13 protein-coding genes are annotated in these 13,213 nt (G+C 37.7%); 6 read left to right on the forward strand and 7 right to left on the reverse strand.

Going from position 1 to position 13,213, the window contains the following annotated elements; translation table 11 throughout:
* The first annotated feature begins 18 nt into the window (after positions 1-18).
* Together ACQKII_RS04970 and ACQKII_RS04975 are read left to right on the forward strand one after the other, a co-directional pair.
* Positions 19-2,331, forward strand: coding sequence for a YhgE/Pip family protein (locus ACQKII_RS04970; RefSeq protein ID WP_427456919.1), 2,313 nt, complete (start codon positions 19-21; stop codon positions 2,329-2,331).
* Between the two features lie 80 nt (positions 2,332-2,411).
* Positions 2,412-2,924 (forward strand): PCYCGC motif-containing (lipo)protein, encoded by a 513-nt coding sequence (locus ACQKII_RS04975; protein ID WP_427456921.1) that lies wholly within the window; start codon positions 2,412-2,414, stop codon positions 2,922-2,924.
* A gap of 37 nt (positions 2,925-2,961) precedes the next feature.
* Here the strand turns inward: ACQKII_RS04975 and ACQKII_RS04980 are convergent, their stop codons facing one another.
* Together ACQKII_RS04980 and ACQKII_RS04985 are read right to left on the reverse strand one after the other, a co-directional pair.
* Positions 2,962-3,498 (reverse strand): isochorismatase family protein, encoded by a 537-nt coding sequence (locus ACQKII_RS04980; protein WP_427456923.1) that lies wholly within the window; start codon positions 3,496-3,498, stop codon positions 2,962-2,964.
* Positions 3,499-4,042: 544 nt separating this feature from the next.
* The gene (locus ACQKII_RS04985; protein ID WP_427456925.1) at positions 4,043-4,762 is read right to left on the reverse strand and encodes a YwaF family protein; all 720 of its coding nucleotides are present in this window, start codon (positions 4,760-4,762) and stop codon (positions 4,043-4,045) included.
* Positions 4,763-5,001: 239 nt separating this feature from the next.
* On the opposite strand from ACQKII_RS04985, the gene serC reads away from it, so the two are divergent.
* The gene (serC, locus tag ACQKII_RS04990; RefSeq protein WP_427456927.1) at positions 5,002-6,090 is read left to right on the forward strand and encodes a 3-phosphoserine/phosphohydroxythreonine transaminase; all 1,089 of its coding nucleotides are present in this window, start codon (positions 5,002-5,004) and stop codon (positions 6,088-6,090) included.
* 440 nt (positions 6,091-6,530) lie between these two features.
* Positions 6,531-6,899 carry a hypothetical protein gene (locus tag ACQKII_RS04995; RefSeq protein ID WP_427456929.1) on the forward strand — a complete coding sequence of 123 codons (369 nt, stop codon included), beginning with the start codon at positions 6,531-6,533 and terminating at the stop codon, positions 6,897-6,899.
* Between the two features lie 258 nt (positions 6,900-7,157).
* Here ACQKII_RS04995 and ACQKII_RS05000 read toward each other — a convergent pair whose 3' ends face one another.
* The 3 genes from ACQKII_RS05000 to ACQKII_RS05010 are packed head-to-tail and all read right to left on the reverse strand — an operon-like array spanning position 7,158 to position 9,206.
* The gene (locus ACQKII_RS05000) at positions 7,158-7,586 is read right to left on the reverse strand and encodes a Fur family transcriptional regulator (RefSeq protein WP_427456931.1); all 429 of its coding nucleotides are present in this window, start codon (positions 7,584-7,586) and stop codon (positions 7,158-7,160) included.
* A complete protein-coding gene (locus ACQKII_RS05005; RefSeq protein WP_427456933.1) occupies positions 7,583-8,446 on the reverse strand; it encodes a metal ABC transporter permease in 864 nt (287 codons plus the stop codon). The genes ACQKII_RS05000 and ACQKII_RS05005 overlap by 4 nt, the downstream gene beginning before the upstream one ends.
* A gap of 13 nt (positions 8,447-8,459) precedes the next feature.
* Positions 8,460-9,206 (reverse strand): metal ABC transporter ATP-binding protein, encoded by a 747-nt coding sequence (locus ACQKII_RS05010; protein WP_427456935.1) that lies wholly within the window; start codon positions 9,204-9,206, stop codon positions 8,460-8,462.
* 106 nt (positions 9,207-9,312) lie between these two features.
* Here ACQKII_RS05010 and ACQKII_RS05015 point away from each other — a divergent pair, with 106 nt between their 5' ends.
* The gene (locus ACQKII_RS05015; protein ID WP_427456937.1) at positions 9,313-9,549 is read left to right on the forward strand and encodes a Nif11 family protein; all 237 of its coding nucleotides are present in this window, start codon (positions 9,313-9,315) and stop codon (positions 9,547-9,549) included.
* Positions 9,550-9,627: 78 nt separating this feature from the next.
* On the opposite strand, the gene ACQKII_RS05020 is transcribed toward ACQKII_RS05015, so the two are convergent.
* Positions 9,628-10,521: a deoxyribonuclease IV gene (locus ACQKII_RS05020; RefSeq protein ID WP_427456939.1), complete on the reverse strand. Its 894-nt coding sequence runs from the start codon at positions 10,519-10,521 to the stop codon at positions 9,628-9,630.
* 12 nt (positions 10,522-10,533) lie between these two features.
* Complete coding sequence (locus ACQKII_RS05025; protein WP_427456941.1) at positions 10,534-11,835, reverse strand: DEAD/DEAH box helicase; 1,302 nt, start codon at positions 11,833-11,835, stop codon at positions 10,534-10,536.
* Positions 11,836-12,134: 299 nt separating this feature from the next.
* Here ACQKII_RS05025 and ACQKII_RS05030 point away from each other — a divergent pair, with 299 nt between their 5' ends.
* Positions 12,135-13,190: a 2,3-butanediol dehydrogenase gene (locus ACQKII_RS05030; RefSeq protein ID WP_427457455.1), complete on the forward strand. Its 1,056-nt coding sequence runs from the start codon at positions 12,135-12,137 to the stop codon at positions 13,188-13,190.
* Positions 13,191-13,213 lie beyond the last annotated feature (23 nt).

The following is a 13,213-nucleotide window of genomic DNA, read 5'->3' on the forward strand; positions in this document are numbered from 1 at the left end:
ATGGAGTGAATTGTTGCTATGAAACACACTTTGCATCATGTTTTCAAAATTTATAAACGTGATATCCATAATATATTAACAAACTGGGTGGTTGCTGTCATTATTGGTGGACTTCTCTTTTTACCTTCTCTTTATGCCTGGCTTAATATTTACGCCTCGATGGATCCTTATGCACATACAGCAAATATGAAAATTGCAGTTGTGAATGAAGACACCGGCACCACTGTTAAGGGACAGGATATAGATGTCGGCAAGGAATTAACCGTTAATTTAACTACTAACAAAAATTTCGCCTGGCACTTTACTTCCAGGCAAAAGGCAATTGCTGAATTAAACAACGGTGATTATTTTGCCGTCATCATTGTCCCTAACGATTTTTCCGAAAAGCTGACGTCAATACTTAGTGATAAACCGACAAAAGCGCATATCGATTATTATGTAAATGAAAAAATCAATCCGATTGCGCCTAAAATTACCAGTAAAGGGGCAAGTGTTCTTACTCAACAAGTTTCCAGTGAATTTATAGCCACCGTCAATGGCACACTTTTTTCTATTTTCAATACTCTTGGCGTGGAAATCGAACAAGATATCCCAGACTTTAGAAAATTTGAAAACTATATTTTCACCATTGAACAACACTTACCAGATATTGAATCTTTTCTAACACAAACCACTGAAGATGTGCAACAAGCTGAAAAATTAATGAATCGAGCTACAACGCAAATCCCTGAAGTTCAAAAAATGACAAATGACGGACTTACAACTGTTCAGCAAGGATTAGATCTTATTAATGATGCTGAAGCGGTGTTCACTAAATTATCTCCTATTGTCAAAAAGGATTTACAAACCGTACAAAATCTAGCAAATCAATTTAACCAACTTTTTGAAAGACTAGAACATGCAAATTTAGATACATCTGGCGTAACACAAGCAAAAGAGAACCTTCAGAACGAAGTGAATTTGTCTCTACAGAAAGTAAATAGCAGCATTCAAACCCTCGAGGCATTACAAAAATTAACCCAAGCTGATGCTGAGACACGAAAACAGCTTGAAAAAGATTTACAAAGTGTTCTTACATCACTACAACAAACTGACTCAGAAGATGCCATTCATCAAATAGCAAATAAGCAAATAATACAACAGCTTGAGACTCTAAAAGGCGATTTGCAGGCTAACCCTAGTTTAACCGACTATTCCTTCAGCTCACTAACTGCCTTAAATCAGCTAAAATCTTTACTATCAGCGTTATCTGGTAATTTACAGCAATTGGGCTCTGTAGACGAGGAGACCATAAAAAAAGACATCGCTGATGTGCAAAAGGTTGCACAAAACGCTGCTACTCATATAAATGAATTTCTTAGTTACTACGTCAATCAGCTAGAGCCTCAGATTCATACGACTTTGACAACTGCCAAAAATACATTAACAAATGCATCGTCAATGCTTACAAAGGTACAATCGATTATTCCACAGGCAACACAATTACTAAGCAATGCGCAAAAAACACTATCTACCGCACATAACACGCTTACTGTTGCACAATCGGATTTTCCTACGTTAAGCAAAAAAATTATCGAACTTGCCAATAAACTGAGAACACTTGAAAATGAAGCAGATCTATCCGAAATCGTGCAATTACTAAAAAATGATGTAAATGCCGAACGAGATTTCTTTGAAGAACCCATCAAACTAGAAGAACATAGAATGTTTCCTATCGCTAATTATGGAACGGCTATGACACCTTTTTATACAGTGTTATCTATTTGGGTTGGTTGTTTATTATTGATATCACTTCTTGCAGTGAATATTCATCAGACTGAACAATATAGTATTCGTGAAATATACTTTGGCCGTCTATTAACATTTGCTACTATTTCCTTTATCCAAACACTTATCATTACGATTGGCGATATTATCTTGTTAGACGGTTCGATTAGTGCTCCATATTACTTTATATTATTTGGTCTTTTTATTAGCTTTGTCTTTATAACGGTTGTTTACACGCTTGTATCTGTATTTGGGAATGTTGGAAAAGCGTTAGCGATTGTCATGTTGGTCTTGCAAATTGCAGGTTCAGGAGGCACTTACCCTGTTGAATTATTACCGGCGTTTTTTCAATCAATTAATCCATTTTTACCGTTTACCTATGCAATTGAAATGATGCGAGAGGCAGTTGGTGGCATCATTTGGTCCAAAGTTTGGATAGATCTCACTTTCTTGCTAGGCTTCTGGTTATTCTTTATACTATTTGGTTTCTTCTTAAAAAAATTACTGCGTGAAAAAATGGAACTTTTAATGAACAAAACACGTGGATCAGATATATTTCATTGATATTCATCCCTGTCTTCTATATATGCACATGCGAACGATGTTATAATGGAAGCATTGTAAACATATAGGAGGCGCTATTTTTGAAGAAACTCATATCAATTTTTGTTGTTATGGCATTACTCGTTTTAAGTGCTTGTGGAGAAAAAAAACAAGTGATTGAACAAGATCCAAACGAGTCACAAAGTGAAGCCTCACATGACGGACATGAACATGTTTCCGGAGATATTCAAGAGGAAACGGTTGGTGCTGATGTCCTACCATCTTTTTTAGATAGTCAATCAGAAAATATTCGTTTAGTGTACCAAATTGCTGGACAATCCACAGAGATCCTCGAATGGATGCCATGTTACTGTGGTTGCGGTGAATCTGCTGGCCATAAAAGTAATTTGAACTGCTTTATTCAAGAAAAACGCGAAGATGGCACGATTGTGTGGGATGATCATGGTACACGCTGCATGGTTTGCTTAGAAATCGCCCTACAGTCAGCAAAAATGCATAAAGATGGCATGAGCCTAAAAGAAATACGTCAAACGATTGATGACACCTATAAAAATGGTTATGCCAAACCAACACCTACGGAAATGCCAGCTTAAAAAACAAAAAACTCATCGTGTTGATGAGTTTTTTTCTTTATTTAATCAGTTGTAACACGGTTTTGAAATGTGCGTGATCTGCTCTTTGAAGTAGTTCGTATAAAATCATTTCTGTACTCGTAGGCAAGATGTCAAGTGCCTTCATTTTTTCAAGACCAATCTCTTTATTTGCCTTCGTTCGTGAAGATACGGCATCCACTACAACCTCGACCTCGAAGCCCTGCTCTTTTAACTGTCTCGCTGTTTGATACACGCAAATATGTGTTTCGATACCTGTCACAATAAACTGTGTACGACCACTTCCCTTCATTGCATCGACAAAAGCAGCCTCTTGACATGCACTAAAGGCTATTTTAGCAAGCGGCTGACCCTGTAGGTGCTGAGCAATCTCCAACGCTGTGCCACCTAAACGACTTGGATTTTGTTCAAGCCATAGAATCGGTACTTCCAATGCGTTCATAGCCTGTACTAATTTTGCTACATTTTGAATCACTACTTCACTGTCATCTACAATTGTCGCTAACTTCCCCTGTACATCGACCACAACAAGACAAGCATCCTCTACTGTAAACATGAAAACACCCCTTATTTCAATATTCACCGTTAATTATACCGAAAATTTCTTGTCTATGTTGAGTTTTATTGATTCGACGAGAACACACGTAACTTCAGTCGTGAGAGGTTCAAGATAATGTAGTCACCCCAATGATGACAGCCAATACAATGCGGATCGCTCCATCCACATGCAAACCAGTCCGTATAACGTTGATAGATCGTTGTAAAAACGCTAATTAGAGCTCGTCGAAGCAAAGATAACAAACCAAAGACCTGCGCCTATTTCACTTTCCCCACCGTAAATTCAATGCTACCAGTCTGGTGTGTGATGTCTAAGATACTTTAAAAAGAGCCTTCCCCTCATAACTTCTTGCCTGTTCCTGTTGGTTAAAACGAAAAACATGCTGTTAATAATTTCTGATTTTTCTGACAAACAAAAGAAAAGCTATGCCTATAAAGTTAGACATAGCCTTCATTCTTAAAAATCAAATACAAGAGATTCACATGTTTTGAACAAATGAATCCCAATCGAAGCGACTAAATGGCGTTACTTTTTATACAAATTAATATGGACGCTTTTTCCAAAGGATGATGGGTCCTAATAAAATAAGCCAAAATAAGATGACAAGACCAATTAAACCGATTATATAATGTTTCTCTCCAACGAATTGCTCGAGCACTATCAATGGCGTTCCCACTGGTGCTTGATTTAAAAACATAAAATTTGTTCCCCAAACAATATTCAAGGCATAAATTGGTGGGACCGTTATACATAAAAATACGATTGGCTGCCATATTTTACGGATAGACAATTGTAATTCTTGCGCAACTAGCATCGTCATCGGATAGGCAAATAACAAAAGATGAAATAAAAAACTATGAAAATGCAGATAACTAAATGCTGAGATATTCGTCCATTCTGGTGTAAGCAATGCCATCAATGCGCCAGGCATTGTCAAACAATACAGTAGCATATCAACATAATGTCCTTTAACAAGCGCATGGGCAAGTACTATAAAAATTCCTAAGCCGCAAAGATGAAATGGCCAAGACCCGTTCCAAAATGTATTGTCCAAAATCAAAACAATATTTTTAATAGCCTCAAGGAACACAATCGTAAACGCCCAATAAATCCGTATTTTTTTACGCTGCAATTGATTTGCCTTACGATATAGCTGAAACATCACAAAGATCCCAAGTGCTGTCAATAGCAGCCAGCTTATATGGTACCAATCAAATAGCCGAAAACCATTTTCTAGTGATTGAGTTGCTTCTCTTGCCATAACAAACACTCCATTTCAATCTGAAAAAGAGGATATACTTTTTACACTACACCCAAAAATCCCCACTTATTTAACATAATAAACGCAAGTCCGTTTCAAAATGTTCCGATTTGTGTTTGATTTGTGTGCGTGCCTGGCACTATTATGCTCAAATATTGAGAATTTTGTTTTTTCTCTTGAAAATTAAGTTATAATCCTATAAAGTGCATTTATTAAACAAAAACAAGGAGTGTACCATTTTGACACAACGTGCATACAATTTTAACGCAGGCCCTTCTGCACTACCACAAGAAGTATTAGAAAACGCTCAACAACAATTAGTAAACTTCCGTGAATCAGGTATGTCTATTATGGAGATGAGCCATCGTAGTGCAATTTTTGATGATGTACATAATGAAGCAATTGCTCTATTGAAAAAACTTTATGCTATCCCTGAAAACTATGAAGTACTTTTCCTACAAGGTGGGGCAAGCCTTCAATTCACTATGATACCAATGAACATCTTACAAGCTGATAAAAAGGCTAGCTACGTATTATCAGGCTCATGGTCTGAAAAAGCGTTCAAAGAAGCAAAATTTTTCGGTACAGCTGTTGAAGCAGCAAGTACAAAAGAAAACAAATACCGCAATATTCCTGCATTAGCTGACATTCAATTCAATGAAGATGATGCTTATGTCCACATCACATCAAACAACACAATTTACGGTACACAATGGAATGATTTTCCTGATACTGGTAATGTCCCATTAGTAGCAGATATGTCTAGTGACATCCTTTCTAAACCAGTAGATATCAGCAAATTTGGTATTATCTATGCAGGTGCACAAAAAAACCTTGGGCCATCTGGTGTTACAGTAGTCATTATCCGCAAAGATTTACTTGAAAAAGCAAATAAAGAGATTCCAACAATGCTAAAATATACAACGCATGCTGACAGTAACTCTTTATACAATACACCTCCAACATTTGGTATTTATATGTTAGGTGAAGTATTGAAATGGGTTGAGTCTAAAGGCGGCGTTGAAGCAATCGCGAAGCACAATGAAGCAAAAGCAAAAGTCATTTACGACGCAATTGATAATAGCAATGGTTTCTATACAGGACATGCAACGCCAGTAAGCCGTTCATTGATGAACATCACTTTCCGTGTCGCAGATGAGGAACTAGAAAAACAATTCTTAGTTGAAGCAAAAGCAGCTGGTTTCGTTGGACTAAACGGTCACCGTTCTGTAGGTGGCTGCCGTGCTTCTACTTATAACGCTGTACCTTTAGAAGCTTGCGAGGCACTACGAGACTTTATGGTTACATTCCAAAATAAACATCAATAATACGAAAAACGACGAATGATTTCATTGAGATAATCATTCGTCGTTTTTTTAGTGGATACAACTATCCATTACACCTTTACCTACGATCTCCTGTAGGATTTTGTATCCCTCTTTAATCAAAAAAATCACGCCATCTATCTCCCATTTTGAAATATGAGAGATTTCTGTCTCTAGCACGCTGTTTTCTGTACCATAATACAATTGCTGAACGCAGGGAAACTTTAAAAGAAATAAAGAGGCCGAGAAACAAGTAAAAATTTTATCGTTTTCTAGCATCCTTATCAGCTTGAGGATTCATATAGCATAAAATTTTTCAAGAAAAATATAGCTTTTTCAGGTGGTTTATCGGACATATTACCAATCTCCTTTCGTCAAAAATCATAGATTATTAGTGTAAGGCACTAGCTTTACATTCACTATGGAGAAAGGAGGTCTTGAAAATGGAGGATAGACGATATGGAACACATATGAACTGGGATCGTTGCAAATGCGAAAAAAGTAGTAAATGTTGTCATAAGGAAGAAAAATGTCACTGTGAAAAAGGGGAAAAATGTCATTCTCATAAAGAAGAACAGTGCACAAACGGATTTGCTAACAATTGTAGAAGCTGTATTTGTGACCAACTTAGAAAATTAGAAGCAGGAACTTTAGTGGATATCTTCTTGTCAGGAGGTGGTAGCTTCCTTGGCTTGACTTTTATCAGCTTCAATCCGCAAAATTGTTGCGCTTATTTCCTAGAGTGTGGAACATCAAATTCACCACTTATTATTGACTGTAAAAAAATTGACGCTCTGCGTAAATTATCCTAATCAGTTTCTAAAGGGATTGCCCCTAAAGCCCCTCAAACAATAACAATTGTTACCTATACGGTAAAAATCCGCTTCCTGCTGGGGTAGTGCGCTTGCTCTCCCACAGGAGTCTACGCGGGTTATTACCTGTATTATCAAACTCCTATCATACTATTTTCACTTTTTTTGACAGCCCCTTCTTTTACAGCTCTTTCGACTCTAGCTGATATAGTTAACTTTGATTATTATTCCATTACAAATAAAAAACCCTGTCAAAGTTTATTTTGACAGAGTTTCGTGCTTACAATTTGGACATTTTCCGTAAATCTCAAATTTATGGTTTTCGATTTCATAATTAGGAAGTTTTTCTCCAAGCATTTCCATCGGGCAAAGATGAAGTTCTTTAACATTGCCACAGTCCATACAAATAAAATGATGGTGATGATGTTCTGACTCGCATTGCATACGAAAATTTCGTTCGCCAGTTAATTCCGTTTCTTCTAAGATACCGAGCTTCACAAACGTTGCCAGATTGCGATAAATCGTATCAAAACTCATGCCTGGAAAATCTTTTTTCAGCACATCTAATAAATCACGAGCGGTTAAATATTTATCCGTTGCCGCAAACATATCTAATATTAATTCACGTTTATCTGTTTTTTTATAGCCGTTTTCTTTTAAAATTCCCCACGCTCTTGAAATATTCACAGTGCTGCCTCCCCTTGTTTTGCAGATAATTTAAATACTACTTTCTTACCTAAGATTACGAGTAATAATATGAAAATCGAAGTAACTACAATTGTACCACCAGGTGCTAAATCTAAATAAAATGCACTCACTAAACCAATTAATACAGCTGTTTCGCCAAAGACAATAGCATAGATGATTGTTTGCTTAAAACCCTTTGCCAGTCGCATTGCTGCAGCAACTGGTAACGTCATGAGTGAAGATACAAGTAAAATACCCACAATTCGCATGCTTGCAGCAATAACGAGCGCTGTCACAATCATAAACAATAGATGTACCCACCGTGCAGGTAAACCACTAGCCTTCGCATATTCTTCGTCAAATGACAGCACAAATAGCTCCTTAAAGAATAAAAATAAAAAGACAATCACAACCACAGCAATCCCCACGACCACCCATAAATCCTGGCGTGATACAGCTGACACCGAACCAAATAAATAACTCATTAAATCTGTACTAAATCCACTTGCAAGTGAAATGAATATAGCACTAATCCCAATCCCACCTGACATAATAATCGGAATCGCTAGCTCTTCGTAATGCTTGTATAACCTTCGTAAGCGTTCTATTAATATAGAGCCACTTACTGAAGCAAAAATGCCTAAATAGATCGGATTAAGCATTGCAAACGCGGCAAAAGTTTGACTTACATACAAGCTACCTGCAATGCCAGCCAATGTAACATGTGATAAGGCATCCGCAATTAACGATAATCTGCGAACTACGATGAAAACACCTAGAAGTGGTGCAATTATGCCAATTAAAAGCCCTGAGAAAAAGGCATTTTGTAAAAATTCATAGTTTAAAATTGCTTCTATCATTACGCCTTCTCCTTTAGTGAATCTTTCTCACGGAATGGCCGTACCACGCATCGAGCGCATCCTGTGAAATCGTATCAAATTCATTTTTGTAGCCATGGAAATGAATCGTTTGATTTAAACACGCAACATGGCTGATACGATTCGACACTGTATCAACATCATGTGTGACAAGTATCATCGAAATCCCTTGTTCCCGATTCAATTTCGCCAGCATATCATAAAATGACTGTACATTCTCATGATCGATGCCGACAGTAGGCTCATCTAAAATTAGTAGACTAGGCTCACTCACTAGAGCACGTGCAATAAAGACGCGCTGCTGCTGCCCACCGGACAATTCGCCAATATTACGATTCATAAAACCTTCCATCCCTACTGCTTTCAATGCTTCTTGCACTTTATCTTTAGCATCTCGCGCAGGACGTTTAAAAAGCCCTAATTTTTTTGTTAATCCACTTTTAACAACCTCTTGTACAGTTGCTGGGAATCCAGAGTTGAAGGCATTGGATTTTTGTGACACATAACCAATCCATTCACGGTGCTTAAATGTTGCACTAGGCACACCAAATAACTTTATTTCACCAGACATTGGCTTCAGTAAACCTAAAATAATTTTTAGTAACGTTGATTTACCTGAACCATTCGGACCAAGTAATGCTAAAAAATCTCCTTCCTCCACTCGAAAAGAAATATTTTTTAATACTTGTGTATAGTCATATTGAAATGACACGTTTTCAATTTCGATTAATGTTTTCTTCATGCTATTCGCTTCTTTCTAATTCATAATCATTACGATTTACAAAATGTAAGTATAAATGAAAGTTCAGGTTTTGTAAAGTAAACAAAACTTAAGAGGAGGGTTAGCTTTGAGTATTCAATTTTTACAGCAATTATCACAAAGTAGTGATAAGGAAATTGTTGCGATTGCACGTGCCGAAGGTTTTGATATTAGCACTTCTGAAGTGAAAAAACTTAGACCTTATTTAGAGCAATTCTCATTTTCTTGGCTCTTTTTAGGTATTCCTAAAGACATACTTGTAGAAGTCGAAGCGGTGTTGGGAAGAAAGCGTTCTCGCCAACTTATAGCCCTATTTACAAAGTAATGTATGTTTACACGCTGATCATTATAGACAATAGAAAGCCCGAATCAGTACATCTACTGATTCGGGCTATTTCTTTACCTATCCACGTAACGCGTCGATAAGTTCGGGTTTATATTCTTCACTACGCAACATCTCAATTTCGTACTTATAAGGTGCTGACTTCGTTTTCGCATCACTATTTAATGCGACAAATGGTGTTTCTAAAATTTTTGGTATGGTCATTAACTGTGGGTGATGTACTACATATTTTAATGCATCAAAACCAATAGGACCAAAACCAATATTTTCGTGGCGGTCTTTACCGGCACCACGAACATTTTTAGAGTCGTTAATGTGAAGCACTTTTATGCGATCCACACCGATGATTTTATCGAATTCATTTAACACACCATCAAAATCTTCTACGATATTATAGCCAGCATCATGAGTATGACAGGTGTCAAAACATACTGAAAGTCGTTCATTATGGGTCACACCATCAATGATTTTTGCTAATTCTTCAAAAGAGCGACCACATTCTGTCCCCTTCCCTGCCATTGTTTCTAATGCAATTTGCACGGGGAAATCCTGTGATAATACTTCATTCAAGCCCTCAATAATTTTAGCAATCCCTGCATCTGCCCCTGCGCCAACATGTGCACCAGGATGTAAAACAATTTGTGTAGCTTCCAATGCAGCAGTACGTTCAATTTCAGATTGCAAGAAATCTACACCAAGGCGGAACGTTTCAGGTTTTTCACTATTCGCTATATTAATAATATAGGGAGCATGCACGACGATATTTGTCATGCCATGCTCTTTCATGTGTAATAAGCCGTTTATAATATTAAGTTCAGAGATAGGTTTACGACGTGTGTTTTGTGGAGCACCTGTATAAATCATAAAGGTATTAGCTCCATAAGAGAGAGCTTCTTTACTAGAACCGAGTAGCATATCTTTCCCACTCATTGAAACATGTGAGCCAAGTAGCATCAGTATACCTCCTTATTTTTTGCCGCGTGCTTTTATACGACGTTCACGTTTTTTAATTTTATCCATTTCCCATTTCATATTACGTTTGTAGCCTGGTTTCACTTTCTTCGGCTTACGTACCATCGATTTTGCTTTCGCATCAATTTCGTTTTCGTGTTTCACACGATTTTTACGGGCATGACGTTCTTTTAGCTCTGTCCATTCACCGTCTTTTACGTCTTTTTGAACGAAAGGAATCCCCATTTTTTCGACACGAGCTAAAGCATCCTCATCTGAAGGCTCGAATAAGGTAATGGCAGTTCCTTTATTGCCAGCACGTGCTGTACGACCAACACGGTGGATGAAGAACTCTAGATCTTCCGGAATTTCATAGTTAATAACATGAGAAATGCCTTGAATATCGATTCCTCGAGCAGCAAGGTCCGTTGCTACGATATATTGATATTCTAAATCACGAATTTGCTTCATCATACGGCTACGTTCACGTGGCGCTAGATCACCATGAATTTGCCCACAACGAATACCATTTTCCGTTAAATAGCCCGCTACGTGCTCAGCTGTTTTACGTGTATTCGTAAATATGACCGCTAAAAATGGATTTATGCCTTCAATTACATCTAGTAAACGTTTGTTACGTGACTTTGAACGAATTGGTACTAATACAAAGTCAATACCTTCAGCTACTGGGCGTTTGTCATTCATATGCACATGTACTGGGGCTTCCATATATTTTTTCAAGAATGGTTGCAGACGTTCTGGAATTGTTGCTGAGAATACATACATTTCAAGCTTCTCAGGCATTTGAGAGGCAAAACCATCGATATCTTCTATGAAGCCCATGTCGAAAGCTAAGTCTGCTTCATCTACTACTAAAATTGGTGCCGTATGCACAAATAACGCTTGCGCTGAAACAAGGTCACGAATACGTCCTGGTGTACCAACAACGATTTGTGGCTGCGTTTTTAGCTTGTCAATGGAGCGTTGTTTGTCCGTACCCCCAATAAATAATTTCGCTTGAATTTCTGTTCCTTCAATTAATTGAGTTAATGCATCATAAATTTGTTGTGCCAGTTCACGTGTTGGTGAAGTTATGACAGCTTGTACTTCCTGTTTTTCAACATTGACACGTTGCACAATTGGAATTAAGAAACTATGTGTTTTTCCTGTACCCGTATGTGCTTGACCAATCGCACTTTTTCCTTTAAGTAGCAGTGGAATGATTTCCTTTTGTATCGGCGTTGGTTCTGCGAAGCCAAGTTTTGCAATTGCGTCCTGCAAAAATGGCTGAAAATTATAATCTGTATATTTCGACATATTTCGTACCTCCTAATATCTAACCTATTGTACCATGATTCGTACATTTAGGTATCTTTACGTTCTATAAACACAAGGATTATCGTTAATCTCTTGTATTTATCACCGTTTCAACGCTAGCCCTTATCAAACTTACTTTAAATACTGCTATTATGCAATTAAAAAAGTACTCTGGGTACATGAAAAAGAATGTAGATCAATTTTAGTAGATTTTATGTCAATTATCACCAACTAATGATTTGTAGAATTACCACATGTTATGATAGAAAATGTAAGATACTTGAGGAGGTTGATTTTTGATGAAAGCAGCAAGATGGTATAAAGCAAGAGACATCCGAGTAGAAAACATTGAAGAACCAACTATTGCACCTGGAAAAGTGAAGATTAAAGTACATTGGACAGGTATTTGTGGAAGCGATTTACATGAGTATGCAGCAGGCCCAATATTCATTCCGGTCGAACAACCTCACTATGTAAGTAATGATATAGCGCCAATTGTTATGGGTCACGAGTTTTCTGGTGAAGTTGTAGAACTTGGCGAAGGTGTAACAAAAGTAAAATTAGGTGACCCTGTTGTGGTAGAACCTATTCTTGCATGTGGTGCATGTGCTGCTTGTAAGAAAGGCAAGTATAATATTTGTAAACATTTAGGATTCCATGGTCTCTCTGGCGGTGGTGGCGGTTTCTCTGAATACACAATGGTAGACGAACACATGGTGCACAAAATGCCAGAAGGTCTTTCATATGAACAAGGTGCGCTGGTAGAGCCAGCAGCAGTTGCATTACACGCAGTTCGTCAGAGTAAACTTAAAGCAGGGGACAAAGCAGCCGTTTTTGGAACGGGGCCAATCGGTCTACTTGTTATTGAGGCCCTTCGCGCAGCAGGCGCATCTGAAATATATGCAGTGGAACTTTCCCCAGAACGTGCAGCAAAAGCCATGGAATTAGGCGCTACGGCAGCCATCAATCCAAAAGATGAAGATGCAGTAGCTCGACTGCATGCGTTAACAAATGGAGGCGTGGATGTTGCATTTGAAGTGACAGGCGTGCCAGTTGTATTACAACAAGCCATTGACGCTACTACATTTGAAGGCGAGACAATCATCGTTTCTATTTGGGAATCAGCAGCTTCCATACAGCCGAACAACCTCGTTCTTTCAGAGCGTACTGTAAAAGGAATTATCGCTTATCGTGATATTTTCCCTGCAGTAATGGAATTAATGACAAAAGGTTATTTCCCTGCAGACAAGCTTGTGACAAAACGTATTGGCCTTGATGAAGTTGTAACCGAAGGCTTTGAAGCATTAATGAAAGAAAAAAACCATATAAAAATACTCGTTAATTCACAAGAGTAACAGAGCAATAAACTCGCTTATCC

Source organism: Lysinibacillus sp. NPDC048646, from assembly GCF_050272295.1.
Classification (GTDB): Bacteria; Bacillota; Bacilli; order Bacillales_A; family Planococcaceae; genus Lysinibacillus.

Bases quoted from the DNA above. Each gene is read 5' to 3' on its own strand.
- ACQKII_RS05025 (WP_427456941.1), bottom strand. From the start codon at position 11,835: ATGTCGAAATATACAGATTATAATTTTCAGCCATTTTTGCAGGACGCA.
- ACQKII_RS05020 (WP_427456939.1), bottom strand. From the start codon at position 10,521: ATGCTACTTGGCTCACATGTTTCAATGAGTGGGAAAGATATGCTACTC.
- ACQKII_RS04970 (WP_427456919.1), top strand. From the start codon at position 19: ATGAAACACACTTTGCATCATGTTTTCAAAATTTATAAACGTGATATC.
- ACQKII_RS05010 (WP_427456935.1), bottom strand. From the start codon at position 9,206: ATGAAGAAAACATTAATCGAAATTGAAAACGTGTCATTTCAATATGAC.
- ACQKII_RS05005 (WP_427456933.1), bottom strand. From the start codon at position 8,446: ATGATAGAAGCAATTTTAAACTATGAATTTTTACAAAATGCCTTTTTC.
- ACQKII_RS04980 (WP_427456923.1), bottom strand. From the start codon at position 3,498: ATGTTTACAGTAGAGGATGCTTGTCTTGTTGTGGTCGATGTACAGGGG.
- ACQKII_RS04995 (WP_427456929.1), top strand. From the start codon at position 6,531: ATGGAGGATAGACGATATGGAACACATATGAACTGGGATCGTTGCAAA.
- ACQKII_RS04985 (WP_427456925.1), bottom strand. From the start codon at position 4,762: ATGGCAAGAGAAGCAACTCAATCACTAGAAAATGGTTTTCGGCTATTT.
- ACQKII_RS05030 (WP_427457455.1), top strand. From the start codon at position 12,135: ATGAAAGCAGCAAGATGGTATAAAGCAAGAGACATCCGAGTAGAAAAC.